The organism is Neisseria mucosa (assembly GCF_003044445.1).
Classification (GTDB): domain Bacteria; phylum Pseudomonadota; class Gammaproteobacteria; order Burkholderiales; family Neisseriaceae; genus Neisseria; species Neisseria mucosa_A.
In genome coordinates this window covers 56,061-82,549 of the sequence record NZ_POWX01000012.1, presented here as the reverse complement: position 1 = coordinate 82,549, position 26,489 = coordinate 56,061, and the positions used below count along the sequence as shown (strand labels likewise).

19 protein-coding genes and 2 pseudogenes are annotated in these 26,489 nt (G+C 51.7%); 7 read left to right on the top strand and 14 right to left on the bottom strand.

Annotated elements, in window-relative coordinates:
* Positions 1-150 (top strand): annotated as a pseudogene (locus tag DBY90_RS08135) (helix-hairpin-helix domain-containing protein); the annotation flags it as partial.
* Between the two features lie 177 nt (positions 151-327).
* Here the strand turns inward: DBY90_RS08135 and DBY90_RS13355 are convergent.
* Positions 328-462 (bottom strand): annotated as a pseudogene (locus DBY90_RS13355) (IS481 family transposase); the annotation flags it as partial.
* A gap of 117 nt (positions 463-579) precedes the next feature.
* The gene (locus tag DBY90_RS08125; protein WP_107986966.1) at positions 580-2,085 is read right to left on the bottom strand and encodes an SWIM zinc finger family protein; all 1,506 of its coding nucleotides are present in this window, start codon (positions 2,083-2,085) and stop codon (positions 580-582) included.
* A gap of 319 nt (positions 2,086-2,404) precedes the next feature.
* On the opposite strand from DBY90_RS08125, the gene DBY90_RS08120 reads away from it, so the two are divergent.
* Together DBY90_RS08120 and DBY90_RS08115 are read left to right on the top strand one after the other, a co-directional pair.
* The gene (locus DBY90_RS08120; RefSeq protein WP_070492434.1) at positions 2,405-3,055 is read left to right on the top strand and encodes a hypothetical protein; all 651 of its coding nucleotides are present in this window, start codon (positions 2,405-2,407) and stop codon (positions 3,053-3,055) included.
* Positions 3,052-4,197 carry a helix-turn-helix domain-containing protein gene (locus DBY90_RS08115; RefSeq protein WP_070492435.1) on the top strand — a complete coding sequence of 382 codons (1,146 nt, stop codon included), beginning with the start codon at positions 3,052-3,054 and terminating at the stop codon, positions 4,195-4,197. Before DBY90_RS08120 ends, DBY90_RS08115 begins: the two co-directional genes overlap by 4 nt.
* A gap of 40 nt (positions 4,198-4,237) precedes the next feature.
* On the opposite strand, the gene DBY90_RS13675 is transcribed toward DBY90_RS08115, so the two are convergent.
* The 8 genes from DBY90_RS13675 to DBY90_RS08075 form a co-directional block, all read right to left on the bottom strand.
* Positions 4,238-8,266 carry a GNAT family N-acetyltransferase gene (locus DBY90_RS13675; protein ID WP_411713477.1) on the bottom strand — a complete coding sequence of 1,343 codons (4,029 nt, stop codon included), beginning with the start codon at positions 8,264-8,266 and terminating at the stop codon, positions 4,238-4,240.
* A gap of 102 nt (positions 8,267-8,368) precedes the next feature.
* The gene (locus DBY90_RS08105; RefSeq protein ID WP_070492436.1) at positions 8,369-9,211 is read right to left on the bottom strand and encodes a DNA adenine methylase; all 843 of its coding nucleotides are present in this window, start codon (positions 9,209-9,211) and stop codon (positions 8,369-8,371) included.
* On the bottom strand, positions 9,208-10,038 hold the full coding sequence (locus DBY90_RS08100; RefSeq protein ID WP_083286724.1) for a type II restriction endonuclease: 831 nt from the start codon (positions 10,036-10,038) through the stop codon (positions 9,208-9,210). Before DBY90_RS08100 ends, DBY90_RS08105 begins: the two co-directional genes overlap by 4 nt.
* A gap of 71 nt (positions 10,039-10,109) precedes the next feature.
* Entirely contained in the window at positions 10,110-11,504 is a 1,395-nt protein-coding gene (gene hrpA / locus DBY90_RS08095) for an ATP-dependent RNA helicase HrpA (protein WP_083286725.1), read from the bottom strand.
* Positions 11,505-11,919: 415 nt separating this feature from the next.
* Positions 11,920-13,707 carry a phosphoenolpyruvate--protein phosphotransferase gene (ptsP, locus tag DBY90_RS08090; RefSeq protein ID WP_107986964.1) on the bottom strand — a complete coding sequence of 596 codons (1,788 nt, stop codon included), beginning with the start codon at positions 13,705-13,707 and terminating at the stop codon, positions 11,920-11,922.
* Positions 13,707-13,976 (bottom strand): HPr family phosphocarrier protein, encoded by a 270-nt coding sequence (locus tag DBY90_RS08085; protein WP_070492459.1) that lies wholly within the window; start codon positions 13,974-13,976, stop codon positions 13,707-13,709. The genes ptsP and DBY90_RS08085 overlap by 1 nt, the downstream gene beginning before the upstream one ends.
* 47 nt (positions 13,977-14,023) lie before the next feature.
* Positions 14,024-14,461 carry a PTS sugar transporter subunit IIA gene (locus DBY90_RS08080; RefSeq protein ID WP_049228185.1) on the bottom strand — a complete coding sequence of 146 codons (438 nt, stop codon included), beginning with the start codon at positions 14,459-14,461 and terminating at the stop codon, positions 14,024-14,026.
* Between the two features lie 132 nt (positions 14,462-14,593).
* Positions 14,594-15,157 carry a hypoxanthine-guanine phosphoribosyltransferase gene (locus DBY90_RS08075; protein WP_003755895.1) on the bottom strand — a complete coding sequence of 188 codons (564 nt, stop codon included), beginning with the start codon at positions 15,155-15,157 and terminating at the stop codon, positions 14,594-14,596.
* Positions 15,158-15,500: 343 nt separating this feature from the next.
* Here DBY90_RS08075 and pyk point away from each other — a divergent pair, with 343 nt between their 5' ends.
* Complete coding sequence (pyk, locus tag DBY90_RS08070; RefSeq protein WP_070492460.1) at positions 15,501-16,973, top strand: pyruvate kinase; 1,473 nt, start codon at positions 15,501-15,503, stop codon at positions 16,971-16,973.
* A 155-nt stretch (positions 16,974-17,128) separates the two neighbouring features.
* Here pyk and DBY90_RS08065 read toward each other — a convergent pair whose 3' ends face one another.
* Positions 17,129-17,767, bottom strand: coding sequence for a hypothetical protein (locus DBY90_RS08065; RefSeq protein ID WP_070492461.1), 639 nt, complete (start codon positions 17,765-17,767; stop codon positions 17,129-17,131).
* A 222-nt stretch (positions 17,768-17,989) separates the two neighbouring features.
* Between DBY90_RS08065 and DBY90_RS08060 the strand changes: the two genes are divergently transcribed.
* A complete protein-coding gene (locus DBY90_RS08060) occupies positions 17,990-18,517 on the top strand; it encodes a membrane protein (RefSeq protein ID WP_019271367.1) in 528 nt (175 codons plus the stop codon).
* Positions 18,518-18,572: 55 nt separating this feature from the next.
* Here DBY90_RS08060 and fabF read toward each other — a convergent pair whose 3' ends face one another.
* The 3 genes from fabF to DBY90_RS08040 all read right to left on the bottom strand — a co-directional run bounded on the left by fabF (position 18,573) and on the right by DBY90_RS08040 (position 22,887).
* Positions 18,573-19,820 (bottom strand): beta-ketoacyl-ACP synthase II, encoded by a 1,248-nt coding sequence (fabF, locus tag DBY90_RS08055; protein WP_070492462.1) that lies wholly within the window; start codon positions 19,818-19,820, stop codon positions 18,573-18,575.
* 174 nt (positions 19,821-19,994) lie between these two features.
* Entirely contained in the window at positions 19,995-20,231 is a 237-nt protein-coding gene (gene acpP / locus DBY90_RS08050) for an acyl carrier protein (RefSeq protein WP_003742600.1), read from the bottom strand.
* A 736-nt stretch (positions 20,232-20,967) separates the two neighbouring features.
* On the bottom strand, positions 20,968-22,887 hold the full coding sequence (locus DBY90_RS08040; RefSeq protein ID WP_107986960.1) for a bifunctional chorismate-binding protein/class IV aminotransferase: 1,920 nt from the start codon (positions 22,885-22,887) through the stop codon (positions 20,968-20,970).
* Positions 22,888-23,053: 166 nt separating this feature from the next.
* Here DBY90_RS08040 and ppk2 point away from each other — a divergent pair, with 166 nt between their 5' ends.
* Together ppk2 and DBY90_RS08030 are read left to right on the top strand one after the other, a co-directional pair.
* Positions 23,054-23,983: a polyphosphate kinase 2 gene (gene ppk2 / locus DBY90_RS08035; protein ID WP_070655283.1), complete on the top strand. Its 930-nt coding sequence runs from the start codon at positions 23,054-23,056 to the stop codon at positions 23,981-23,983.
* Positions 23,984-24,181: 198 nt separating this feature from the next.
* Positions 24,182-26,386: a TonB-dependent hemoglobin/transferrin/lactoferrin family receptor gene (locus tag DBY90_RS08030; protein WP_107986958.1), complete on the top strand. Its 2,205-nt coding sequence runs from the start codon at positions 24,182-24,184 to the stop codon at positions 26,384-26,386.
* Positions 26,387-26,489 lie beyond the last annotated feature (103 nt).

Genomic DNA, 26,489 nt, shown 5'->3' with positions numbered 1-26,489 from the left:
CAGCATGGTGCCTTCAAATCGGTGGAAGAGCTCAAAAACGTTAAAGGCATCGGCGAGGGTATCTTCTCCAAACTGAAGGCCGAAGCAACCGTCGCGCCCGCACCTGCAAACACAAAAGCTAAAAACGCCGTCCCATCACCTAAAAAATAAACCTATCCGCGTATTCGTGAAATTGCAGGTGAATACGATGGTCAAACTAAAAAACGTCCAGTCCCGGAAGGGAATGGGCGTTTTTGTTTGTTGAACCGATCTTCTTCCCGTCTCACAGAGTGAAACAGGGCAATGTACCGTTTCGGCAGTTCCTGCAATATTGTGACTTACTCCTTAGGCCTTAAACGCGTGGTAGATGGTGACGCGGCTGACTTGGTAGCGGAGGGCTAGGGAGGTAACGCTTCCCTTTTCCTGTGTATAGGCCTGTCAAATGGTTTGGTGGTATAGGGTGAAGCAGGTGTTTTTGTGCATGTTCTTGTTTCAGTATTTTCCCGAAAATACTGAAACAGCACTACTGTTTTCTACATGTAAGGATTGCAGGCTTGCCTGTAAAAATTCATCGTCAGGGTGTGGATGAATAGCTTTTTCCTAAAACCCCGCCCGATCCAATTCTTCCAACAGAGCAGGCCGGCGCGGTTTTTCGCTATATCGTTCCCTGATTTCGTCGGCAAAGTTTTCCATCGCCTGCCGTTGTGCGGAATATTGGCGGCGGAGGATCTTTAATTGGTTGAAGAGCTGGCGGTATTGCTTACGGTTGCTTGCTTCGTGAATTTCAACCGCAAAGATTTTCAGGTAGCAAGCTACGATTTGATCGTGATACGGCTCGGGGAAAGACGGGGCAAAACGTTCCATCATGTACAACGAAAGGTGTTGCTGCAATAGGGCGAGCAGCTGGTCGAATTCCTGTTCATGCTCCAATATTTCAGCTTGCAGCGAATATTCACCCGACAAGCGCGCAAGCAGGCGGTTAAATTCATGCGGCCATTCGGCGGCGGGAAACGTGGCTTTCCACGCCTCGTAATGCGGCAATGAAAGGCTGGTGGAAAACGCCAAATCCGCTGCGATTTCGCGGACATTTTTACCGGTTTTCTTCAATACATCAAACAGTTGCAGCTTCCATTTATGCGCCGTGCCGGGGGTTCCTTCATCTTCGGCAATGCTGATGCCTTCGCGCAAGAGGCGCTCCGCTTCCGCCCAATCTTGTTGACCGACAGCTTGTTCTACCGCAATTTGTCTGAATTGCGGCAGGTGCAGATGTCGTCTGAAATAATCCTGCGCGGCAGCAGTATCGCCTTTCGCCTGCAAAACCTGCCAACCCTCAAATGCCCAAAATTCATGTTCCCAACCCGACTTGGTAACAGCCAAACGTTTAGCCACATAATCTTGCCACGCCTGCCATTCGCCGCGCAGCCGCCATATTTGTGCACGGATTTGGTAGATTTTATTGCCTGCCTCGGAGTATTCAAAATAGCGGTTGTCGTCCAAGCATTTGTCCAAAAAATTGATCAAACGCTTTGGGACGTTTTCCATAACCGCCTCTTCCAGCAGGTCGAGTGCCATATACATGGCATCGCCCAACATACCGTCTGAATCGTCCGCCTTTTCAAAAGCATCCTGCAAACGCGGTATCAACAGAGGCAAAGCCTGCTGCAACGCCGCCGTCCCCTCCTGCGCCACATCTTCCAACCAGTTTTGCAGCCTGAAGCCCAAATCAGCGGCTTCGTAGTAATCATAATATCGGGTTCGGGAAAAGATTTGAGAGAGCTGCTGCCGATACGGATTGCCGCGCTTTTTAGGCTGCTGCGCGTCGGGTTCTGCCGACTGGTTATCCTGAGTTTGCTCGCGCACCGCATACCACAACGCCGCCATATGCTTGCACGCCCAGCCATAAGGACAATCGCAGCCCCCGTCCTTAATGTACAAATCACTATCCAGCTTCAGCCATACCGAATAGTTTTCCGAACCGCACACCTCCGCCCGATAACGCCCGGCGGAAGTTTTTTGGACATCGCGAACCTTGCCCTGCTGAAAATACAGCAGTCCGCGTTCGGCGATGTGGGGCGGAAATAGGCGGGGTAGGTAGATACCGGACATGGTTTGCTTCCAAGAAGTTGTTGAAACATGGGAAGTTTACTGGTTTAGACGACGTTTGGGGAGAGGGTAGAGGGAATCCTTGTTTTACGAAGTGGCAAAAGGTCGTCTGGAAATGGGTTTCAGACGACCTTTGGAGTGGTTGGGAAGGGCTATGGTTTAAAGAGACCGCGTGCGTGCGTACCGCACACACCCTACAGACGGGTTTTGTGGGATTGCAGGTAGCTGCTGTATTGGAAGATGGATAGAATATTCTTGAAAACGAAATTTTTTAGGCGTAAAATCCCTATTAACGAAATTTATAGTTCAGAGTGGGTTTGTTATGACTTTCACAAAATCAAAAGAGATTGCTAATCTATTAGTTACAAATATTCCCCAAGATTTGCTTCTTGCAATACAGGAAGCATTAATTGTGGGGGCTGAGCGAGCTTATAATGGAACTAAACAGTTAGATAAAGGACATGTTAAAAATGCACGAGGGCAAATGAGACATTTTGAACAAAACCAAGCCTTTCATTCAGCACTCTTAACTCATGGTATTAATGTATCGGAATTGAGTGGGAATAAGATTGTTGTAGGACGAATAGGTATTTGGAATATTGCTCGTGGAACTGCCAACGATGATAATTGGCATAGCTTAAAAAGAAGTAAATCACGCCAATTACTCGCGCAAAAAAATGCTTTTATGGAGAATTTGGTCTATGGAAATTTGTTTGATGAAGAAAGTCCAAAAGAAGGAACTGTATTCTTTATAAGCAGCTTTTCTAAAAATGCAGATTCTCAATTAGAAAGACCCATATCTATTCAAATAGCTGTTTGCGATAAGTTTATGAATAATTGGTTGTTTATTGAGTCTATTGAGAAATTTATAGAAAGATATAACTTTGAACAAATAATTCAGCCACAAGAACAAAAAGACTTGGCAACTCCAGCCCTGAAAAGTGGTAAGCAAATGTATGGTACTTCAGAATGAGCAAAAATGGTATCTCAGGCTTTAATAGTGAGCGACTGCAGCAAATCATGACAATTCGTGGCTTAACTCAAGCACAACTTGCGGCAATGGTTGGGGTGTCCACTTCTACTCTAAGTAAGTGGAAGAATGGGCAGCACATGCCGGATATAGATGCGTTGAATAGATTAGCTAATATATTAGATGTTACTGCCGAATGGTTTACGCGACCAATTATCTCTGGTATTGAAATACCTTTATTTCGTAGTAATGCATCAGCATATAAACACGCACGCTTAATGTTGAAAGAACGGTTAAGCTGGCTAGAAGAAAGTGTAATGTATCTTTCTGAATATGTTGATTTTCCAAAGCAAATATTACCAAAGCGAGAATTTGTTAATCCAAAGGAAATTTCACAAATTGATATTGAGATTGCTGCCTTAGAATTCAGAGAAATAATGGGGCTTGGGCAAGCTCCAATTCAAAATTTATTATTAGCAGTAGAGGGAGCTGGTGTTATAGTTGTTAGAGAAATAACAGATATTTCTACTATTGAGGGACTGTCTACATGGGGCAAAGAAACAAAAATACCACTAATATTATTATCTGCTGATAAGGACAACTATTTCAGAAGCAGATTTGATTTGGCTCATGAATTAGGTCATTTAATTTTGCATAAGCATATACCAGATAAACTAAGGGATACTTTTTATAACACTATGGAAGAGCAAGCCCATGCGTTCGCAGGGGCATTATTGTTGCCTGAAGATAGTTTCGTATCTAAAATTCGCATACCAACAACATTAGATGACTTGCTTATTCAAAAACAGTATTGGGGCATATCTGTTGCTGCAATTATTATGAGATTGCATAAACTAGGTTTAATAGACGATGATGCTAAAACAAATTTATTTAAGCGAAGGTCTGCTAGATGGGGGGCAAAATCTGAACCAGGTGATAAAGATAGGCAGCCTGAAAAACCAGTATTATTGAAAAGAACGATTGAGTTATTGATTAATGAAAAAATATTGGATATTGAAAATATGAAATCTTATTTTGGTTTAGGTCAGAAAGATTTAATTAATTTACTGGGATTAAATGTTGATTTTTTTGAAAGGAAAAATTCAAAGATTATTCCCTTTACGAAGCTAAAAAAATATTCTTAATTTACAAAGGCCGTCTGAAATTTTCAGACGACCTTTCCTTTTATCCTTTATTCAAGCCATCCCACTCCTTCAACAACCTTTTCACCGACACCGGATACGGCGTTTTCAACTCCTGCGCAAACAGCGACACTCTCAATTCTTCAATCATCCATCTAAACGCGGCGAGGTCGTCTGAAATCGGTTGTCCTTGTTTTATCAAGCCGTCGGTTTTTTCCTGCCACATTTGTTCCAGTTCTTGAATATCGGCTTCGCGGGCTGCGTCGCGGGCGGGGTTGCTGCTGTATTTTTCGAGGCGCAGGGTCATGGCTTTGAGGTAGATGGGGAGGCGCGGCCATTGTGCCCACGGGGTGCGGGTGGCGAAGCCGGCGGCGAGCAGGGTTTGCAGGCGTTGGCGCAGGAGGTGGGTGAGCGGATGTTTGCCGAGTTTGCCGTTCAGTTCGGCGTAGGCGGCGGCGGTTTCCTGCAAGTAGCGGCTGAGGGCTTCTTTGACGGCGGGCAGGCGGCTGCGGGCGCGTTTGATTTGTTCTTTGAAGGCTTTTTCGTTGCGCGGCAGCTCGTCTTCGCCGATAAAGGCGCGGTCGCAGACGGCTTGGGTGAGGTCGTCGCGCAGGGTGTCGGCGTTGATGTGTTTGAGCAGCATGGCGGCTTGGGTGAAGCCTTGGATGCCTTTGTTCAGGTCTTTAACTTGTTCTTTTAGTTGTAGTTTCATGAGTTCGATCACGCCTAATCGGTGGGCTTGTTCGGCGGCGGCGGACGTGTCGAACAGGCGCAGGGCGATGCGGCCGTCTTTTTCTTTTTGCAGGCCGAGGTAGCCGGTGAGCTGTTGTTTGCCGCGGGCGAATTTGATGGATTCGGGCAGGGTGCCGATGTCCCACGTGGTAACGTTGTCGCGCTCGAATTCTTGGGTGTTGTCGCGGAAGGTGGTGGCGGCGGCTTTGCCAAGTTGTTGTTGGATTTGGATTAAATCGCGCCCCATAGCTAATTCTTGTCCGCCGTCGTCGATGATGCGGAGGTTGAAATAGCAGTGTTCGGGCAGCCTGAACGCGGCCCATTCGTCTTGGTTGATTTGCTCCAGTATGCGGATGTCGCCTGCGGTTTTGGCGATGGCTTGGGCGAGCTGGGGCAGGATGGGGGCGTTGCGGTCGGGGTTTTGGCTTAAAAATTGGGTGATGAATTCGGGCACAGGCACGCAGATGCGGCGGATTTGTTTGGGTAGCGCTTTGATTTGCAACTGGATTTTTTCGCGTATCATGCCGGGCACGAGCCATTCGAGGGCGGCGGAGCTGATGCGGTTGAGCACGGTAAGCGGCAGGGTGAGGGTAACGCCGTCGAGCGGGTGGTGCGGCTCGAAGCGGTAGCTGAGTTTGAATTTGCCGTCTGCGGTTTGCCAGTGTTTGGGGAATTGTTCTTCGGTGATGTGCGCGGCGGCGTGCTGCATGAGGTCGTCGCGGCTAAGGAACAGCAGGCGGGGGTTGTCGCGCTCGGCGGTTTTGAGCCAGGCTTGGAAGGTGCGGATGTCGGCGAGGGGTAGGGGTTTCAGACGACCTTTTGGGGGTGCAGGCTGCTTTTTGGGTTTGGGGTCGTCTGAAAGGCGTGTAGGTCGGATACTCGTATCCGACGTTTGTGCAGCGTCAAAAGTTTTGTCGGATTCAAGAATCCGACCTACGGTTTCAGGCTGCTTTTGGGCATGGTTTGCCTGACGAACCATGCGGTAATTGGTCAAAACCAAGCCGTTGCGCGGGATTTGGTTTTCGTGTTGCCGCACAAAGCCTTGTTTTTGGAAAAATGCCAATGCGGCTTTGGATGCGTCTACCGTTATGGTTTTGCCGCTGTCTGCCGATGGCAAAACGGCATTCAGTAGCGCGGTAGCGATGCCCTGCCGCTGGTGGTGCGGGTCGGTATAAAGGCAATTTAGGTGGCTTTGTTCGGGCTGGTATTCAATGAAACCGAGCACGCGCCCGTTGTGCGTGGCGACGCGGACATTGCCGCCGTCGATGTGTTTTTGCCAGAAATCGGCATCGTCTGCGCCTTGTAGCCATGCGTTTTTTTCCTGCTCGCTGTAATGGCTGTTTGAAATATGTTTGACGGCGAGGCGGAATAATTCGGCAAGGGCGGCTGCATCGCTAGTTGTGGCGGGGCGAATATGGGGTTTCAGGCTGCCTTTGAGGTCGTCTGAAAGGTGGTTTTCAGGCTGCCTGTTGTCTTTTAGGCTACCTGAAAAGTGTGTAGGTCGGATACTCGTATCCGCTCGTGCCAATAAGATGAGTTCGTCGGCAGTCTCAGCATCGGGATAGTGCACCAAGCCTGCTTCGTCAAATTGCGCCATTACGCCGCTTTGTAATGTCGCCCATTCTTCGGCGGAACCTATGGACGGGTCGCATTGCTGCTCGGCAATCAAGGCAACGATTTTGCCGTGCCATTGTTTGCTGTCGATCGTTACACGGTCACCCAGCAGGATAGGTTGACCGTCAGCGTAGCATAGGGAGTTTTCGGGTAGCTTTTGAGCTTTGGGGTCGTCTGAAACCGTTGAAACTCCAGCACCTTGTTCCCTCTCCTGCGGGAGAGGGTTAGGGAGAGGGTTTGCTGCGGCTGCGGAAAAGTTGGTTTGTGCGGCAACTGTTTTGCCCTCTCCCCGGCCCTCCCCCACGGGGGAGGGAGTAGTTTGCTGAGGGTTTGCAGGACGCAGGTCGTCTGAAAGTGTTGAAGCTGCGACACTCTGTTCCCTCTCCTGTGGGAGAGGGGTAGGGAGAGGGCTTGCTGAGGTTGAGGAAAAGTTGGTTTGTGCGGCAACTGTTTTGCCCTCTCTCCGATCTTCCCTCGCGTAGGAGGGGGCAGTTTGCTGCTGATTTGTAGGATGCAGGCCGTCTGAAACCGCGTCTGCCGTATAAAAATCGGGCAGCCGTTCGTGATAAAACGCGAACAGGGCTTCATCATCGACCAGTACATCCTGCTTGCGCGATTTGTGTTCGAGTTCGGTAATTTCCTTAATCAGCTTTTTGTTGTGGACAAAAAATTCCGCTTTCAAATCGCATTCCTGCGCCACCAGCGCGCTGCGGATAAAGATTTCGCGGGCTTCTTCGGGGGCGATTCTGCCGTAGGACACGGGGCGGCGCGGCAAGACGGTCAGGCCGTAGAGCGTTACCCGTTCGCTAGCGATGACTTCGCCGCGTTTTTGTTCCCAATGCGGCTCGAAATAGTGGTAGCGGACGAGGTGCGGCGCTTCCTGCTCAATCCATTCGGGCTGAATAGCGGCTACGTCGCGGGCATAAAGTTTTGTTGTTTCAACGAGTTCTGCCGCCATCACCCATTTGGGCTTGGCTTTGAACAGGGCGGAGGCGGGGAAAAGGTGGAAGCGGCTGCCGCGCGCGCCGGTGTAGTCGTTGCCGTCGGGCGATTTCATGCCGACGTTGGCAATGAGGCCGGTGAGCAGGGCGCGGTGGATTTGTTCGTAGCCCGCTTCTTTGACGGCACGGATTTGGGCGCGGTGTTGTTTCTTATCCAGTTGTTTTTGTTTGAGTTTGGCGGATAGGTCTTGGTCGCCTGCATTTTCAGACGACGTGAGCTGCTTGACTTCGGGAGGTCGTCTGAAAGCGGCTTCCTTGGTGGTCAAACCCATTTCAATCGCGGTTTGGGCAAGCTGGTGGTGCAGCTCGCGCCACTCGCGCATCCGCAGGTGCGACAGGAAATATTGGCGGCACCACTGCACCAGCTGCTTGTTGGACAAACCTTTGTCGCGCTCGCGCTGGAAACTGTCCCAAATGTTCAGATAGGCAAGGAAATCGGACTGCTTGTCGGTAAAACGCTCGTGTGCCTTGGCGGCGGCATCGCGCGCTTCCAGCGGCCGCTCGCGCGGGTCTTGAATCGACAGCGCGGACGCGATCACCAATATTTCCGCCATGCAGTCGTGCTTCTTCGCCGCCAGCAAAATACGCGCGATTTTCGGGTCGATGGGCAGGCGCACCATTTGTTCGCCGAGTTTGGTCAGGCGGTAACGGGGAGGGGGGAGTTGTCTAGGTGTGTTTTGCATGGTTTTAATAGATGTTGTAGGTTGAACATTGATGCCCGACATGATTTTGTGATTCGAGGATAAGTGCCTTAATTACGTATGTTTCCTAAATCTAAACAAGCAAACAAATTTATCTGCTATTTCAAATGCACATCAATCGGAGCATTATGTTGCACAAGATAAATTACTGATTAACGCTTCTATCATTAAATTTCGATTCCCCTCTTTTGCACCAACATGGTAAAAATGCTCTCTAATTGAAATAGAAAAATCAGACCACAAATCATTGATATATTGGTTTTTACGATAGCGGTTATGATGCCATGTAGATAGAATAAAGGATACTCCTTGGTTATCTAACAAGTGATGCAAATGTTGTTCGTCTTTTTCTGTCCAAGTATTAAAGTAATCTGAATGGCGATCAATATAAGGAGGATCACAATAAATTAAATCTCCTGCTTTAGCTTGTAAAATAGTCTCTTCAAAACTTTGGCAGATAAACTCAAAAGATTTTGTAGCGATGATTTTACTTACTGTATCAACTTGATTTACAATTTTGGTTACATATGCTTGCGCAAAGCGTTGCGGTTTACGACAAAACGGAATGTTGAACTCTCCCTTTTTATTAAACCGAATCATGCCGTTAAAACCTGAGCGATTTAGAAATAAAAAATCCAGCGGGTTACCATGCAAATTAAACCGATCTCGAACGCTGTAGTAATGCTGCTCACCATTTTCCAAAAGTAAAGCACCTTCCTTATTTAAATAAGATTTTGTTATATTGGCATTGATTTCACCTGTTTGAATAGCTTGATAAAAACGGATAAGGTGCGGATTAGTATCGCATACCAAAGCCTTGTGTGGCGCAAGATTAAATGCAACAACACCGGTGCCCATGAAAGGTTCTATCCAAGTGCCTGAGAAATCTTTAGGTACATAATCAGCAATCCAAGGAACAAGTTTGGTTTTTATTCCTTGAGACTTAATGGGTGGTACAATTACTTTCATTTTTTACTACCTTTATTATTTTTCTTGACAATTAAACTAGTATCACCATTTTTGTACATTACAAAATCCAATAAATTAGTAATCAGTTTTCCGTTGCTGTCTTTAATTTTGCTGTAATTTATCCAATAATCATTAAACCATTCTTCTCCTAATTTTGAAAACATTCCGTTTCCATTCAAAATATCTTGAATATTTTCAATGCTGCCGATATTGGCAGTATTTCCACTGCCTCTTTTATCGCTGGCAATTTTCCATTTCTCTGCAACAAAAAATTGGAAATCTCCAATTACAGAACTAATTGTATTAAGTTGTTTTAACTTAAAAATTTTTGTTTCATCTATTTTTTCTGGTGATGTCCTATTATAAATTACACCTAAACAATAATGCCCTAAATAGCTGTTGTAGGAAAATTGGATATTCTTGGTACTATTTCTATCCGTAAAATATTCTCCGTGCGAACCTAATGTAAACCCGTTACATAAAGTTTCGGTTTTGCGATACGTGGTTTTTAAATCCAATGCAAAACGTATATTTTCATTTTTAATATCCACGAACGAAATATCTGGGTAATAATTTTGATGTTCAGCCAATACAATTTTGTAACCATATTTAGTTGCAAATTGTACTAATAATGGAAATAAATGGATTTCTAGAATTTTAGAAATAATCTTTGTATCGGAAGAAATCGTGTAGATATTTTTATAAATGTCTATAAATCCCTTAATTGACCATTTTCCGTGCGAATCACTAATTTTATTAGATAAATCTTGCACAAAATGGCGTAGGTTGTTTTCAAAAGATTGTTTAATTGTTTGATTGTTATTCATAATATTTTCCAAATTTAAAATTTCGTTTGAATTTAAAATTTTTTGGGCATAAATGTCCGATCTGCCTGTTTTCAGACGACCTCCACCGCCCCTAATTCCAATAACACCTGAAACCCGTCATTGATATACCGCGAATCGGGCATTTCTAAAAACGGGAATGCTGCCACGTCGCCCAGTTTCAACGCTGCCATGCGCAGAATGACGGCGGCTAGGTTGCTGCGGACGATTTCCGGGTCGGTGAATTCAGGGCGGCTGTTGAAATCTTCTTCTGAAAACAGTCGGATACACACGCCTGCGGAGACGCGTCCGCAGCGGCCGGAGCGTTGGCGCGCGGCGGCTTGGGAGATTTTTTCGACATGAAGCTGCTCCACTTTTGCCCGTGCGGAATAGCGTTTGACGCGTGCGAGGCCGGTGTCGATGACGTATTTGATGCCTGGGACGGTGAGCGAGGTTTCGGCGACGTTGGTTGCCAGTACGATGCGGCGTTTCGCGCCGGAGGGATGGAAGATTTTGTGCTGTTCGGCGTGCGATAGGCGTGCGAACAGGGGCAGGATTTCGTCGTTGCGGCGCAGCGTGGACTTGCGCAGGGCTTCGGCGGCTTCGCGGATTTCGCGTTCGCCCGGCAGGAACACCAAAATATCGCCTTCGCCGTGTCGCGCCAATTCGTCCGCCGCATCGACAATCGCGTCGGTCAACTCCACTTCCGCGTCGTCTTCGTCTTTGCTGGTCAGCGGGCGGTAGAGGATTTCGACGGGATAGGTGCGCCCGCTCACTTCCAGCACGGGCGCGCCGTTGAAGTGTTGGGAGAAGCGTTCTGCGTCTATGGTTGCCGAGGTGATGATGACTTTCAAATCGGGGCGGCGCGGCAGAAGCTGTTTCAGGTAGCCCAGTAGAAAGTCAATGTTTAGGCTGCGTTCGTGCGCTTCGTCGATGATAATCGTGTCGTAGGCAGCGAGATAGCGGTCGGTCTGGGTTTCCGCCAGCAGGATGCCGTCGGTCATCAGCTTGATGCAGGCATCGCGCGAGGTGTGGTCGGTAAAGCGCACTTTATAGCCGACCGCGCTGCCGATTTCGGATTTCAGCTCTTCGGCAATCCGCTCTGCCACCGAACGCGCGGCCAAACGGCGCGGCTGGGTATGCCCGATCAAGCCCGCCGCCCCGCGCCCGAGTTCCAGACAAATCTTGGGCAACTGCGTGGTTTTGCCCGAACCGGTTTCGCCGCAAATAATCGTTACCTGATGTTCGGCAATGGCTTTTTTGATTTCCTCGAGCTTCTCGTGAACGGGCAGGGTGTTGTCGAACTCGGGTTTGGGCAATGCGGCCAAACGCTTCAAAAAGATTTCGTGCGATTTTCGGTATTTTTCTTCGACTTTGGACAAGCCGCCGTATTTGTTAGGATTTTTGAAGGCGGAACGCAGGAAATGGCGGTCTTTGGAGAGGGTTTGGGAGAAATCGGGATGGGGCATGGCGTTGGAAAAATTTCAAATAAAACAAAGGGAGTGATTATAGCAAAGGTCGTCTGAAAATTTTCAGACGACCTTTGCCGTTTCGGAAATATTAAGGATGATCTGCAACGTAAGCCTAGAGGCTTGAAATCTTGGCAATCTTTAAATATTTCTTAAAAATGGAGGTCTGGATTCCCGCCTGCGCGGGAATGACGGTGCGAGGGATTGGGTTCGGATTCGATATAAAAGGCTGGCCAGAGGTGGGAGTTGAGAGTCTAGAAATTCCAGCAATCTTTAAACATTCCTAAAAAGCTAAGTCTGGATTCCTTCCTGCGTGGGCATGGCGATATGGGGGGGCTGATTCGGGTTCGATAAAAAGGTCGTCTGAAAACCGAATTTGGTTTTCAGACGACCTTTGGGTTTATAGAAACCCTGTTTACGCCTGCGCTATCGGGCTGTCTTCTTCCGACCGCTCTTCTTCGTGTTCCGCGCTGTTGAGCAATTTCAGCAGCTTTTCGGTTTTTTCCGAGTCTTCGCTGCGGAGAATTTTGGCGGTTTCGGTTTCGAGCAGGGCGGTGTTGCTGTGCAGGATGATGTTTTTGACGGGCAGCAGGTTGTTCGGGTTCATGGAGAAGCGGCGCAACCCCATGCCCAGCAGCATCCGCGTGTAGGCGGTGTCGCCTGCCATTTCGCCGCATATGGAGACGCTTTTTTCCATGCGGTTGGCGGTGCGGATGATGTGTTGCAGCATTTTGAGGACGGCGGGGTGGCCGGGCTGGTAGAGGTGGCTGACGCTGTCGTCGCCGCGGTCGACCGACAAGATGTATTGAATCAGGTCGTTGGTGCCGATGGAGATGAAATCGATGAGTTTGAGGATGCTGCCGACGGTCAGGGCGGCAGACGGGATTTCAATCATGCAGCCGACGCTGACGGTGCCGAAGGTTTCGCCGCGTTCGGTGAGCTGGCGTTGGGCGGTGTCGAGGTGGATAAGGCATTGGCGCACTTCGGACAAGGAGGTAATCATCGGCCACATCATGCGCACGGGACCGTGGGCGGCGGCGCGGAGGATGGCGCGCATTTGGGTGCGGAACATGACGGGTTCGGCGAGGCACAGGCGGATGCCGGTGAGTCCGAGGGCAGGGTTGAGGCTGCCGTTAGGCGTGGTGTTCTGACCGAACCAGCGGGGATTTTTGTCCACGCCCAAGTCGACGGTGCGGATGGTGATGCTTTTGCCTCTCATCTTTTTCACAATCGCGCTGTACACTTCGTACTGCTCGTCTTCAGACGGCATGGTGTCGCGGTTGAGATAGAGGAATTCGCTGCGGAAGAGACCGACGCCGTCTGCGCCGAAATTGTGCAGGGCTTTGATGTCTTCGGCGGATTCGATGTTGGCGAGCAACTCGATGTTGATGCCGTCGGCGGTGGTGGCGGCGGTTTTTTTGAGCTTGTTGAGTTCGCGCTTGTGGAGGCGGTATTCGCGGGCGAGGCGGCGGTATTCGTTGAGGACGACTTCGTCTGGATCGATGATGAGGACGCCGTTGATGCCGTCGACGATGACGGTTTCGTTTTCGGTAATGAGCCTGCGGGCGTTGTGCAGGCCGATGACGGAAGGGATGTCGAGGCTGCGACCTAGGATGGCGGTGTGGCTGGTGGGGCCGCCGACGTCGGTAACGAAAGCGGTGATGCGCTGCTCTTTAAAGAGGACGGTGTCGGCGGGCGAGAGGTCGTGGGCAATCAGGATGGTGTCTTCAAACAGACCTTCGGTCAAATTCAGGTCGTTGCTTTGCCCGACGAGGTTGTTGTGGATGCGGCGGACGACTTGCAGCATGTCTTGTTTGCGTTCGCGCAGGTAGTTGTCTTCAATGCTGTCGAACTGGGCGGCAAGCTTGTCGCTTTGCTGTTTCAACGCCCATTCGGCGTTGATTTTCTGTTCTTTTAAAATATCGACGGGTTCGCGCGAGAGGGTAACGTCGGTCAGCAGCATAAGGTGCAGCGAAATAAACGCGCCCAGCTCGGTCGGGGCATTTTCGGGAATCGCGCTGCGCAGCTGTTCCAACTCTTTGCGCGTGGCTTTGATGGCGGCATCGAAACGGGCGGTTTCGGCGTTGATGAGGTCGTCTGAAACATCGTATTGCGGCACTTCCGCCGTGCCGCGCGTAATCAGGTGGGCTTGTCCGATGGCGATGCCTTTGCCCGCCGCCACGCCGTGCAGCACGATACTCATTATTCGCCCTCGCCGAAGTAGTCGTTGATTAAATCAGCCAATGCCTTCATGGCGGCGACTTCGTCCAAGCCGTCGGTTTCCAGCTCGATGATTGTGCCTTTGGCGGCGGCGAGCATCATTAAGCCCATGATGCTTTTGCCGTTGACGCGGCTGCCGTTTTTCGTTACCCAGACTTCGCTTTGAAACTGAGACGCGGTTTGGGTGAATTTGCTGGAAGCGCGGGCGTGGAGTCCGAGTTTGTTGATGATTTCGATTTGTTGTTTTTGCATGTTCGGCTTTCGGGTGTGCGGGGTCGTCTGAAAACGTGTTGGTCGGGTTAGACGGCTTCGGCGTGCTGTTTGCACACCAAATCTTCCGGTTCGGCAGTGATGGCGAAAATGCCTTTGACGGCGGCTTCCCTGACCGTTTCGGTAAAGGCGGCGAGGTCTTCCGCCATGGGCGAGTATTGGGTCGCTTTAATCATCATCGGCGCGTTCAGTCCGGTCAGAATGGCGGATTTGCCCGCGCGAACCAGCCTGCGGGCGGCATTGCACGGCGTCGCGCCGAAGATGTCGGTCATAATCAATACGCCGTGGTTTTCAGGAAACTCTTGCAACGCGGCGATGGCATTGTTGATGATGTCGGTTTGGTCTTCGTCAGGCTCTACGCCGAGGATGCGGATGTTTTCCGGCATGCCCATGGGGAAGAAATGATGGGTCAGGCTGCGGTAGGCTTCGCCTACGGCTTCGTGGGTAATGATTAAGAGGTTGATCATGATGTGTTCCCTGATGATATTTTATTCGGCCGGTGTGGGCGAAAGTATCGTCCGTTCACCCGCCACATAGCGCGATATGGTGGCATAAAGGTCGTCTGAAAAGGTTTTCAGACGACCTTTTTTCATTCCGCATCAGCCTTGGTTGAGCGCGTAAATCTCGCCCAAATTGCGCCAGCAGCCCGCCGCGTCCATGCCGTAGCCGAAGACGTAGCGGTTGGGAACATCCAGCCCGACATAATCCGCCTTGGTCGGTTTTTCCTTGTCGATCAACTTGTTGGCAAACACAGCCGCACGGCAGCTTGCCGCCCCCATTTCCAAGAGCTTGGACTGAATCGCCGACATCGTGTGTCCCTCGTCCAAAATATCGTCCAACACAACCACATGGCGACCCCGAATCTGCTCAGGGTCGGGCATACGTTTCCAGTTGAACGCCCCGCCCGCCAGCTTGTCGCCGTAACGGGAAACATGAACATAATCAAAGTCCAACGGAAAGCGCAACAGCGGCAGCAACTGCCCCGTAAACACCACCGCCCCGCCCATCACAGGCAGCAGGAGCGGATATTTGTCCCCCAAGTCGCGCGTAATCTCGTCCGCCACTTTTTGCAGCGCGGCACGGCATTGGTCTTGGTCGAACAAAAGCTCGGCATTATCAAGCATGGCTTGGGTTTCAAGGCGTTTGGTTTCTAAATCGATCATGGTAAACAGGGGAAATCAGTTGGGAAAAAAGAAATTATAAACCCAAAACAGGCTGAGGTCGTCTGAAAGCAGGCTTTAAAGTTGCAGAAGAACAGTTTGTTTTTTCATAATCCGTATAAGCCTGCCAAATTTAGCCTAAGTCAGAAAATTCTGTAATTTTCCACCAGTTACTTGGCTTTGGGAGTAGAATGCCAAAATATTAATTTGTATCATGATTTACGGCTTAACTGTCTTAACGCAGGATTTTACCCTACAAATTTCAGACGACGTTTGGATGAAATTTTGTAGCTTTCCAACAAGCCGTATGCCATTTATCAACGGATTGACCGAAAGGACGCTTCACATGAGTAATGCAAAACGCGATGTAACCCGCATCAGCCACAACACCAAAATCGTCGCTACGTTGGGGCCGGGCAGCAACAATGTTCAGTTGTTGGAAGACATGATCCGTGTAGGCGGTCTGAATGTCGTCCGTTTCAATTTCAGCCACGGCACACCTGAATTCCATCAGGAAAACGCCCGCATCGTGCGTGAAGCGGCAAAACGTGCCGGACAGGAAATCGCCATCCTTGCCGACTTGCAAGGTCCGAAAATCCGTGTCGGCAAAATCGCCGGCGGTAGCATCGAATTGAACAAAGGCGAAACGCTGGTACTCGATGCCGCACTCGAAGGCGAAGGCACGCGCGACGCGGTCGGTTTGGGCTACCGCGACCTGCCTGATGATGTCGTCGCAGGCGATGTTTTGTGGTTGGACGACGGTCTGCTGACCTTGACCGTGGAATCTGTTGACGGCAGTAAGATTGTTACTAAAGTTGAAAACAGCCATGTGTTGAAAAGCAACAAAGGCATCAATAAGCGCGGTGGCGGTTTGTCCGCAGGTGCGTTGACCGAGAAAGACTTCCGCGACCTGAAAACCGCGATTGCCATCGGTTGCGACTACCTCGCCATCAGCTTTGTGAAATCCGCCGAAGATTTGCACATCGCCCGCGCCAAAGTCGAAGAAGAAATGAAAGGCAGCACTGCCGTTCGCCCCGGTTTGGTGTCTAAAATCGAACGTGTGGAAGCGATTGAAAACTTGGACGAAATCATCCTCGCCAGCGACGGCATCATGGTCGCGCGCGGCGACTTGGCGGTCGAAGTCGGACACGCAGCCGTCCCCGCCCTGCAAAAACGCATGATTCGCCGCGCACGCGAGTTGCGCCGCTTCAGCATTACCGCAACCCAAATGATGGAATCCATGATTACCAACCCCGTACCGACCCGCGCGGAAGTCAGCGACGTGGCAAACGCGGTATTGGACGGCACCGATGCGGTGATGTGTTCCGCCGAAACCGCCGTCGGCGCGTATCCTTTTGAAACCGTCAGCCAAATGGCGATTATTTGCGCGGCAGCCGAAAAAGAACAGGACTCGCTCAACGGCGTTGCCGAACAGGTTGAGTATCCCGAAGCCGTCAGCACCAACTTGGCGATTGCCGGCGGTGCGGTCGGCGTGGCGCGTGCGGTTCACGCCAAAGCGATTGTCGCCCTGACCGAAAGCGGCTCAACCGCTTTCGAAATCAGCCGCCACAACATCACTCTGCCGATTTTCGCCCTGACCCCGAGCATTTCCGCCCAACGCCGCATGGCAATGTATCGCGGCGTGCGTCCGATGATTTTGGCGACCAGTACCGACCACGATACTGCGCTGAACGAAGTGGAAGCCATGCTGGTCGAACACCAAATCCTGTGTTCCGGCGACCAATACATCATCACCAGCGGCTCGAAAATGCGCGAATCCGGTTCGACCAATACGCTGGAAGTGTTGCGCGTTAAATAATCGACACGCAAACGGCAGATAAAGCAAGAGGTCGTCTGAAAACTTGGAAACAGGTTTTCAGACGACCTTTTCGCAATATGCCGTGTCGTCATGCGGAATGCGGAGCGGATGGCTTGCCGGAGCGGGTTATATTGCTTGATGCTCAATACAGATGCTCAATACAGCAGTTTTTTGCGGGGTATTTCGATTGTACCGACCTGTTTCAGCAGGCTGATGTCCAAATCCGTCTGCGAGGTACAGGCATCGCCGAGAACGTTTTCACAGTCGGCGTCCACGCGGACGATTCCGCCGAATTCTCCTGCTTTGGCAAGGGTATGGATGTCGGCGAAAATACCTGCGTAAATTTCGTCTGCCGCCAGCATGTCCGCTCCTTCGGCAAATACCGGCAGCCGTGCCAGCGCGGCGGCGACAGCCGAAGCGGAAGGGTGGTCAGAAATAGCGGTGGCTTTCAGACGGATGTTTTTCGCCATACCTTTACCGTGATTGCGGATAACGAAGGCAATCATGCCGGGTTTGTCTTCTACCGGGCGGATGGCGGCATGCAGGACGGGGTGGACGCTTTCACGCTGTATCAGTTTTTCCCGATGCTGCATTTCGCTTTTTGCCTTGATTCTGACCGAGACGAAAGCCCACGCAAGCCAAACCAGCGCGATAGCGGCAAATGCCGTGATGACAGGGGCAAGGTCGGCGAGATAGTCTTGGGGGTTAAACCAGACGCAGGCGGTTAGAAAACCGGCAAAAAACATCAAAATGTATAAAGCCGGTGCAAAACGGCTGAGGACGGATGCGTGCATAAAGATTCCTGTCGGTGGCAGAATAAGGTCGTCTGAAAGCGCTGTGCGGTATTGTCTTAAGACGATATGATTGTAACGTAAACCATATGGTTTAACACGCCCGAATAACGAACGGCATAATCGGAAGAGGGACGGCGACGCTATTGCCTCCCGCTGCCCGCTGCTTTACCATAAGCCGCTTTCGGTAAAAATGCCGCCCCCACTTCCCATCACACAACTGCCATGAAAAAACTGATCACCTCGTTGCCTATTTTCATCGTCTTAGCCGATATGGTTTACGGCTTTGTCCTCAATATCTCGCAAGGGCTTAATTTGCAGCAAAGCACGCCTTCTGACGGCGGACTTGCCGTTACCCCCGATATTGCATTCAACAGCCTGCAAATTATTGCCAACGGCGGCATGATGGTTATTATCGGCTTCGGACTGCTGATCCTGCTCCAACTTAACGGTACGGTTTTAAAACGCCGTATCCTGCCCATCGGCATTTTCCGCACGTTGGGGCTGCTGGCGGTATTGGCATTCAGCGTGCCGTCGCTGTGGGAATGGGGCAATGCGCTGATTTCCGCTGCTATGGGGTATCCCGTGTTCAATTTCGGCAACCCGCGCTATTTGGCCAGCGCATTTTGTATGCCGCTGATTGCCTTATTGTGTCTGAAGCGGCTGTATGATTGGTATAAACTGCACCGTTTGCCGCAAGCGGATACGGTCGTGCCTGCCGCAACACAGGAACCGGATAAAAAGGTCGTCTGAAAACCCTTGTTTCAGGTTTTCAGACGACCTTTTGTCTTGTTTCAAACCGCTTCCATCAGTCTTTGAAACGTTTGAACACCAGCGTACCGTTGGTACCGCCGAAGCCGAAGGAATTGGAGATGGCAACGTCGATTTTCGCGTCGCGCGCTTCGTTGGCGCAGTAGTCCAAATCGCAGCCTGCTTCGATATCTTGTTCGAAGATGTTGATGGTCGGCGGGGATTTTTGCTCGTGTACCGCCAACACGCTGTACAGCGCTTCCACGCCGCCTGCCGCGCCGAGTAAGTGGCCGGTCATGGATTTGGTGGAGTTGACGATGACTTTGCGGGCGTGGTCGCCCAGTGCGCGCTTGAGCGCTTTGGTTTCGTTGGCATCGCCCAACGGAGTGGACGTACCGTGTGCGTTGACGTAATCGACGTCTTCGGGATTCAATCCGGCATCTTTCAACGCACGGGTAACCGCCAACGCAGGACCTTCTTCGTTCGGCGCGGTAATGTGGTAGGCATCGGAACTCATGCCGAAGCCGACGATTTCGGCGTAAATTTTCGCGCCGCGTTTTTTGGCGTGTTCCAATTCTTCCAACACCAGCACGCCCGCGCCTTCGCCGATAACGAAGCCGTCGCGACCTTTGTCCCACGGGCGGGAAGCGGTGGTGGGATCGTCGTTGCGGGTGGAAAGGGCTTTCATGGCTGCGAAGCCGCCCACGCCCAAAGTGCTGATCGCGCCTTCGGCACCGCCTGCAATCATCACGTCCGCGTCGCCGTATTTGATCAGTCGGGCGGAGTCGCCGATGGAGTGCGCGCCGGTGGTACAGGCGGAAACCATGCCGTAACTGGGGCCGCGGTAACCTTTGAGGATGGTAACGTGGCCCGCAATCAGGTTAATCAGTGAACCGGGGATAAAGAAAGGATTGATTTTGCGCGCGCCGCCTTCGATAACGGCTTTACCGGTGGCTTCAATGCTGGGCAGGCCGCCGATGCCGGAACCGATGTTCACGCCGACGCGGTCTTTATCGAGGCTTTCCAATTCGTCCAAACCGGCATCGCTGATGGCTTGCAGCGCTGCGGCGATGCCGTAGTGGATGAACACGTCCATGCGGCGGGCTTCTTTCGCGCTGATGTATTGGCCGATGTCGAAGTCGCGCACTTCGCCGGCGATTTGGCTGTTGATGTCGGATGCGTCAAAGCGGGTAATCCGGCCGATGCCGCTTTTGCCTGCGAGCAGGTTGCTCCATGCGGTGGCGACGTCGTTGCCGACCGGTGATACTTGGCCGAGGCCTGTGATGACTACTCTTCTCTGACTCATGATAATCTCGCTGTTGGTTTTCGGTGGGATGCGGCAAGATGCCGTCTGAAAATGATAATAGCGGTTCGGAATCGGATTCCGGGCGGCTATTATAACGGATTTTGCCCCACATATATAAGGTAACAGCCTCTATTGCGCTAACGCAGCAGAGGCTGGGGTGTTTGGTGCGGCCGATTAGCCGTTGTGGGCGTTGATGTAGTCGATAGCCAGTTGTACGGTAGTGATTTTTTCGGCTTCTTCATCGGGGATTTCGCAACCGAAAGCTTCTTCCAAAGCCATAACCAATTCTACGGTGTCCAAAGAATCTGCGCCCAGGTCGTCTTGGAAGGAAGATTCATTTTTGACTTCGGCTTCGTTTACGCCCAGTTGTTCAGCAACAATTTTCTTAACTTGTTGTTCGATGTTTGACATATCAGTCGTTCCTTTTGCCTTGCGGCGGGTTGTTTAAGAGAAATAAATTCGTCGGTATTGTACCGAGTTCGGATAGAGTTTTCCATCTAAGTCTGCATTCTAACACAGATTATTCTGGAAAAACCTGTTGTTGTGCATATTAGCATAGCCTGATTTTAACCTACAAGCGGGAATTTGTTTTTATTTAACATCAATGAGTTAATAAGCAGAAAGGTCGTCTGAAAACTGAAATTCCGGTTTTCAGACGACCTTTTTATGAGATTAATGGGGGCTTGGAAGTTAATGAGTAGCGTGGGTCTCGTCCGAGAGCCTGTTGTCCACAATTTGAATTTAGCGGTTATTCTTGCATTTATATCGTGGGTAGAACCCACGCTACTCGTTGCCACAAGGTAGCTTTGTCCCTTCCCCCGTCTGGCAGGGGAAGGTTAGGATGGGGTGGCTTTACGGTTTTAGGTATAGTGGATTAAATTTAAATCAGGACAAGGCGACGAAGCCGCAGACAGTACAAATAGTACGGCAAGGCGAGGCAACGCCGTACTGGTTTAAATTTAATCTACTATAAAATCAAATTCGTTCAACCCGCAGAGCCACCCTCTCCCGCCAGACGGAAGAGGGGGCGGATTGCAGGTAAAAACAAGGTCGTCTGAAAACGTGAAACCAAATTTTCGAGAAACTCGTTCACGCTCGTTTTCAGACGACCTTTTTTGCTTATTCACTTTGTCCGTTGTTCAACCAATCAACTTTTCACCCACTCCGCCTCAAACACGCCCCTTAAGGCGTTGGAGAGGCGGATTTCTTCGGCGTGTTCCAGCATGTCACGGGTAATGTGCGTTTCGATGACTGCGTCTGCGCCCAAGTAGGTTTGCGGCTGCTGCAACACGGCTTGGCGCATGACGCCGTTGAGGATGTCCAAATCCGGAGACGGGGTAAGCCATTGCCCTTGGTATTTGACGAACACGTTGCTTCTGCCGCCTTCGAGTAGGAGGTCGTCTGAATTGAAAAACAGGCTGTCGAATGCACCTTGTGTTTCAGCGGTTTGCCACGCTTGGTCGTACAGGGTGCGGCGGGTGGTTTTGAAGCGGCGCAGGTAGTCGCGGCGCGGGAGGGATTGGGGTGCGAGGATGACGCGCTGCGGGGCGGGCAGCTCGGCGGTGGCGGCATGGCTGAGGATGAGGTCGTCTGAAACGAGCTCGGCTTTCAGGCGGAAGAGGCCGTCGGGCAGTTTGGCGATGTATTGTCGGATTTGGGTTTCGCAGTCGTCGGGCAGGGGTAGGTTGAGGGCTTGGGCGGAGGTTTTCAGACGACCTAAATGCAGGTCGAGCAGGCGGCATTGCCTGTTTTCCACGCGCATGGTTTCGAAGATGCCGAAAGCGGGGCGCAATTCGTTGAGGAAACGGGCTTTCCAGCCGCATTCCCGATATTCGGCGGCGGGGTCGCTGTCGATGACGATGCCGGAACCAACGCCGTACACTCCGTGATAGAGTGGATTAACTTTAAACCAGCACGGCGTTGCCTCGCCTTGCCGGACTATCTGTACTGTCTGCGGCTTCGTCGCCTTGTCCTGATTTGTTAATCCACTATCTAGGTCGTCTGAAAATGGAAGGTCGTCTGAAATCGGGTCTGAAATGGGTTTGAGCGATAAGGTGCGGATAACGACGTTGAATATGCCTTCAAATCCCAGTCCACTTTCACATGGTTTCAGGTAGCCGATGCTGCCGGTGTAGAGGCCGCGCGGTTCAGCTTCGAGCGATTCGATAATCTGCATGCTCATGCGTTTGGGCGCGCCAGTGATGCTGCCGCAGGGGAAGGCGGCGCGGAGGATGTCGGCGGCGGTAATGTGCGGCAGGGCTTGGGCTTGGATGGTACTGGTCATCTGCCAGACGCTGCCGAAACGCGATACTTTAAACGGCTCGGGTACGCTCACTTTGCCGGTTTGGGCGATTTTGCCGAGGTCGTTGCGCAGCAAATCGACAATCATCACGTTTTCGGCGCGGTTTTTCGGGTCGGCTTGCAACTCGGCGGCGCGGTGTTCGTCTTGCCCGTCGCCCAAAATCGGCGCGGTGCCTTTCATCGGTTCGGTGCTGATGGTGCCGTCCGCACCGATTTTGAGGAAGAGTTCGGGCGAGAAACACAGCGTCCACGCGGATTTCCCTGCCGCATCGGGCAGGTGGGACAAGACGGCATAGGGGACGGGTTGGCGCAGGCGGCGGTAGAGGCTGACGGGGTTGCCGTAGGCTTGCAGGTGCAGGCGGGTGGTGTAGTTGATTTGATAGGTGTCGCCGCGCCGGATGGCTTCGTGGATTTGGCGGATATGCTCGAGATAATCGGCTTCGGATACGGAGGATTGCGGCGTGGAGATGCCGGCGGGGAGGTCGTCTGAATGTCGGGCAAGCCAGCTTTCGGCATCGATGTCGGCGCAGTCGGCAAACCAGTGCAGGACAAGGTTGCCAACGCGTTCGGACGCCATCTCCATCAGCGGCAAACCGAATTCGTAGTCTGCAAACAACACAGCATGCAGCCCTTTTTGCCAGCCCTTTTGCAGCGTATCGTCCAGCGAATCCAGTTCGTTATGATGGAAAAGGCGGCTTTCCACATGATTTTGATAGAGTTTTGCGCGGCCGCTCACGGCATCGTCAAACAGGGCGAAATAGGGCATGGCTGTGGTGCAAATAGTCTGATTATACGCCGTTTTTACACAAATTAGCAGACCGCGCCGAAAAAAATGGCGCAGTGTAATTTTATGTAGTCCGCTGAGGGGCAAAGGAGTAGAATCAAACCATACCACACCATATCATTTCAAACTTAAGCAATAAGGAGACCCTATGGCAGATCATCAGTTAGAACCCTTCGAAAACGTTGAATTGGGCGAAAAACAAGACCAGTTACAAGTTTTTGAAAGAGCTGTTTTGGAACACGAAGGACGCGGTACGGACGAAGACTCCAGCAGCGCGCCGCTCCCCGCCAATTACCCCTACAAGCAACGTATGCGCCGCGCCGCATACGAAAAAGAAAAACAAAAGCTGCAAATCGAATTGCTGAAAGTGCAAAGCTGGGTCAAAGACTCCGGCCAACGCATCGTCAGCCTGTTTGAAGGCCGCGACGCCGCAGGCAAGGGCGGTACCATCAAACGCTTTATGGAACATTTGAACCCGCGCGGCGCGCGCGTTGTCGCACTGGAAAAACCGACCACCACCGAACGCGGTCAATGGTATTTCCAACGCTACATCCAAAACCTGCCGACCGCAGGCGAAATGGTATTCTTCGACCGTTCATGGTACAACCGCGCCGGCGTAGAGCGCGTGATGGGCTTCTGCGAACCCAACGAATACCTGCTCTTCATGCGTCAAACCCCTGAATTGGAACGTATGCTCGTCGCCAGCGGCATCCACCTCTTCAAATTCTGGTTCTCCGTATCCCGCGAAGAACAACTGCGCCGCTTCATCTCCCGCCGCGACGACCCGCTGAAACACTGGAAACTCTCCCCTGTGGACATCCAGTCGCTCGACCGTTGGGACGACTACACCGAAGCCAAAAACGCCATGTTCTTCCACACCCACACCGGCGACGCGCCTTGGGTCATCATCCGCTCCGACGACAAAAAACGCGCCCGCCTCAACTGTATCCGCTACTTCCTGCATCAGTTGGACTACCCGGGCAAAGACGTGAAAGCCATCGGCAAAGTGGACGAAAAAATCGTCCTCGTCCCCGATACGCGCTACAAAGAGAAAACCGTCGATATCGGTCATGACTAATTGAGCGGTTAGCTGTTTCAGCAGTAAAAAGGTCGTCTGAAAACCTGAAATACGGGTTTTCAGACGACCTTTTGTTTGTGTGGTAAAGGTCTTGGATATTGACTGTCGTATGCACTTAGATCTGCCATAAAACTTGCGCATTCCTCAAAATTACAATATAAATAGAAACGATTATTATTTGATTTACAGGTACGCTTCATGAAACAAAAAGCCGTCGTTTGTACTTTAAGCGCATTGTTTTCCCAACATTATTTGTATGCAGCGGATGTTCAGCCTGCCCAGCAAGTAGAGCTGGCGCCCGTTTTGGTTACCGCCGACCGCAACGCGCAAACGTTGGACAAAGCCGCGCCGAATGTGTCGGTTATCGGGCGCAAGACCCTAAACCAAGCGTCAGCGCAGAATTTGGACGACATGGTTTTGTACGAACCCGGCGTCAGTGTGCCGTCTGACAACAATCGCCGCGGTCATGCGGGCATCAATATCCGCGGCATAGACGGCAACCGCATCCTGATGATGGTGGACGGCGTACGCATTCCCGAGTCCTACGCGGGCGGCGGCTCCAACGGCGCGATCTCGGGACGCGATATGGTTGAAAGCGACACACTCAAGCAGGTCGATATTGTCAAAGGCCCTTATTCCGCGCTCTACGGCAGCGATGCGCTCGGCGGCGTGGTGAACATGGTCACGCTCTCGCCGCGTGATTTTGTCGATGCGGACAAACGCGGGCATTTCGGTTTGAAACACGGCTACCGCAGCCGCGACCGCAGCCACGGTGTAACAGCAACAGCCGCCGGTTTCCATGAAAACGCCGAAGGCCTGCTGATGCTGACGCGCCGCCAAGGGCACGAAACGGAAAACATGGGCGGCGACAAAAGCTACTCTACTTCGCGCACCGCCACCAATCCGCAGAAAAACAATGCCTACAATATTTTGGCGAAAGGCAGTATCGGCAACGAACGCCACCGTTTTGAAACCTTGTACGAACAGTATTACCACGCCAACGACACCGTGTTGGCAAACGGCTTGGGTTCGCAATCGCGCGGACCGGTAACGGTGGCGACTTCGGAAAGCAACGCCCGCGACCGCATCCGCCGCCAACGCATTGAAGCGGGCTACCGCTACTCTGGCGAGGGTCGTCTGAAAGAAGCGAACCTGACCGCCTATCAGCAAAAACTGCGCACGGAAGACGATGCCGTCGATGTCAGCATTACCCGCATGGGCGCGCGCCAACTGGGCAATTCGACCCGCTATTCGGATTACGGTTTCGAGCAGGTGATACGCGGTCTGACCGGACGCGGCGTGTGGGCATTTGACGGCGCGGTCAAACAAACCGTCGTTGCCGGAGCCGAATACAAACACACCGAAACCGCCCGTCCGCGTGACAGCCTGACGGTGGATAACTTAACTGGCGCCGTCAGCAAAACCTATGCGGGTAGCACCTATCCGAACAAAACTTTCCCAGACAGCAAACGCAAAACCGTCAGTCTGTACGCGCAAGACAGCCTGACTTTCGGCAACGGCATCGTCCTGACCCCTGCCCTGCGTTACGAGAAAGACAAACTGAACACTGAAACCGACCAAGCCTATCTCAACGCCAATCCCGACGGCACGGCAACCCGCTTCAACGATTCCGCGCTCACGCCCAGCCTGCGCCTGAGTGTACCGATGGGTGGGCAGTTCACCGGTTTTGCCACTTATTCACAAGGCTTCCGCACGCCGCCGTTTGACAGCGCGACCATGGCGTTTGCCAACACGACCTACGGCTATGCCGTCATCCCGAATGCGAATCTCAAATCCGAACGCTCCAACAGCTTTGAATTGGGCATGAAGTTCAAAAACGAACGCGCCCGCGCGCAAGTTACCGCGTTCTACAACCGTTACCGAAACTTCATCGACCGTACCGAAGTCGGCACTGCCTCCATAGGCGGCCGCCCGATTATCCAGTACCAATATCAAAATCTGGATAGGGTCAAAACCTACGGTACCGAAGCCTCTGCCGCCTACAAATTCCTGCCGGGCTGGCAAGTCTCCGGCAGCATCGCTTGGATGCGCGGCAAGCAGCAAGACGGCACGCCGCTGGATTCCGCCTACCCGCTCAACGGCGTTTTGGGCGTGGACTACGCGCAAGAAAAATGGGGCGTCGATACCAAACTGCGCTGGTCGAAAAAACACAGCCGCGTCAGCAGCGACAGCGTTTTCCAAGCGCCGGGCTACGGCGTATGGGATGTCGGCGCGTGGTACAAGCCGTCTAAAAACGTCGAAATCGGCGCGAACATTTACAACATCGGCAACAAAAAATACTGGCAACACGCAGACGTCGCCGGCATGAGCCGCTCAAGCGTGATGGATTTATACACCGAAACCGGACGCAATTTTGCCGCCCGCGTGCAGCTTAAGTTTTGAGGTAAACCCAAGAGGTCGTCTGAAAACAGGTCATGGGTTAAATGCCTGACACCCAAACCAAACAGCAAACCAAGCCTTTGATTTTTCAGACGACCTCAAGCCA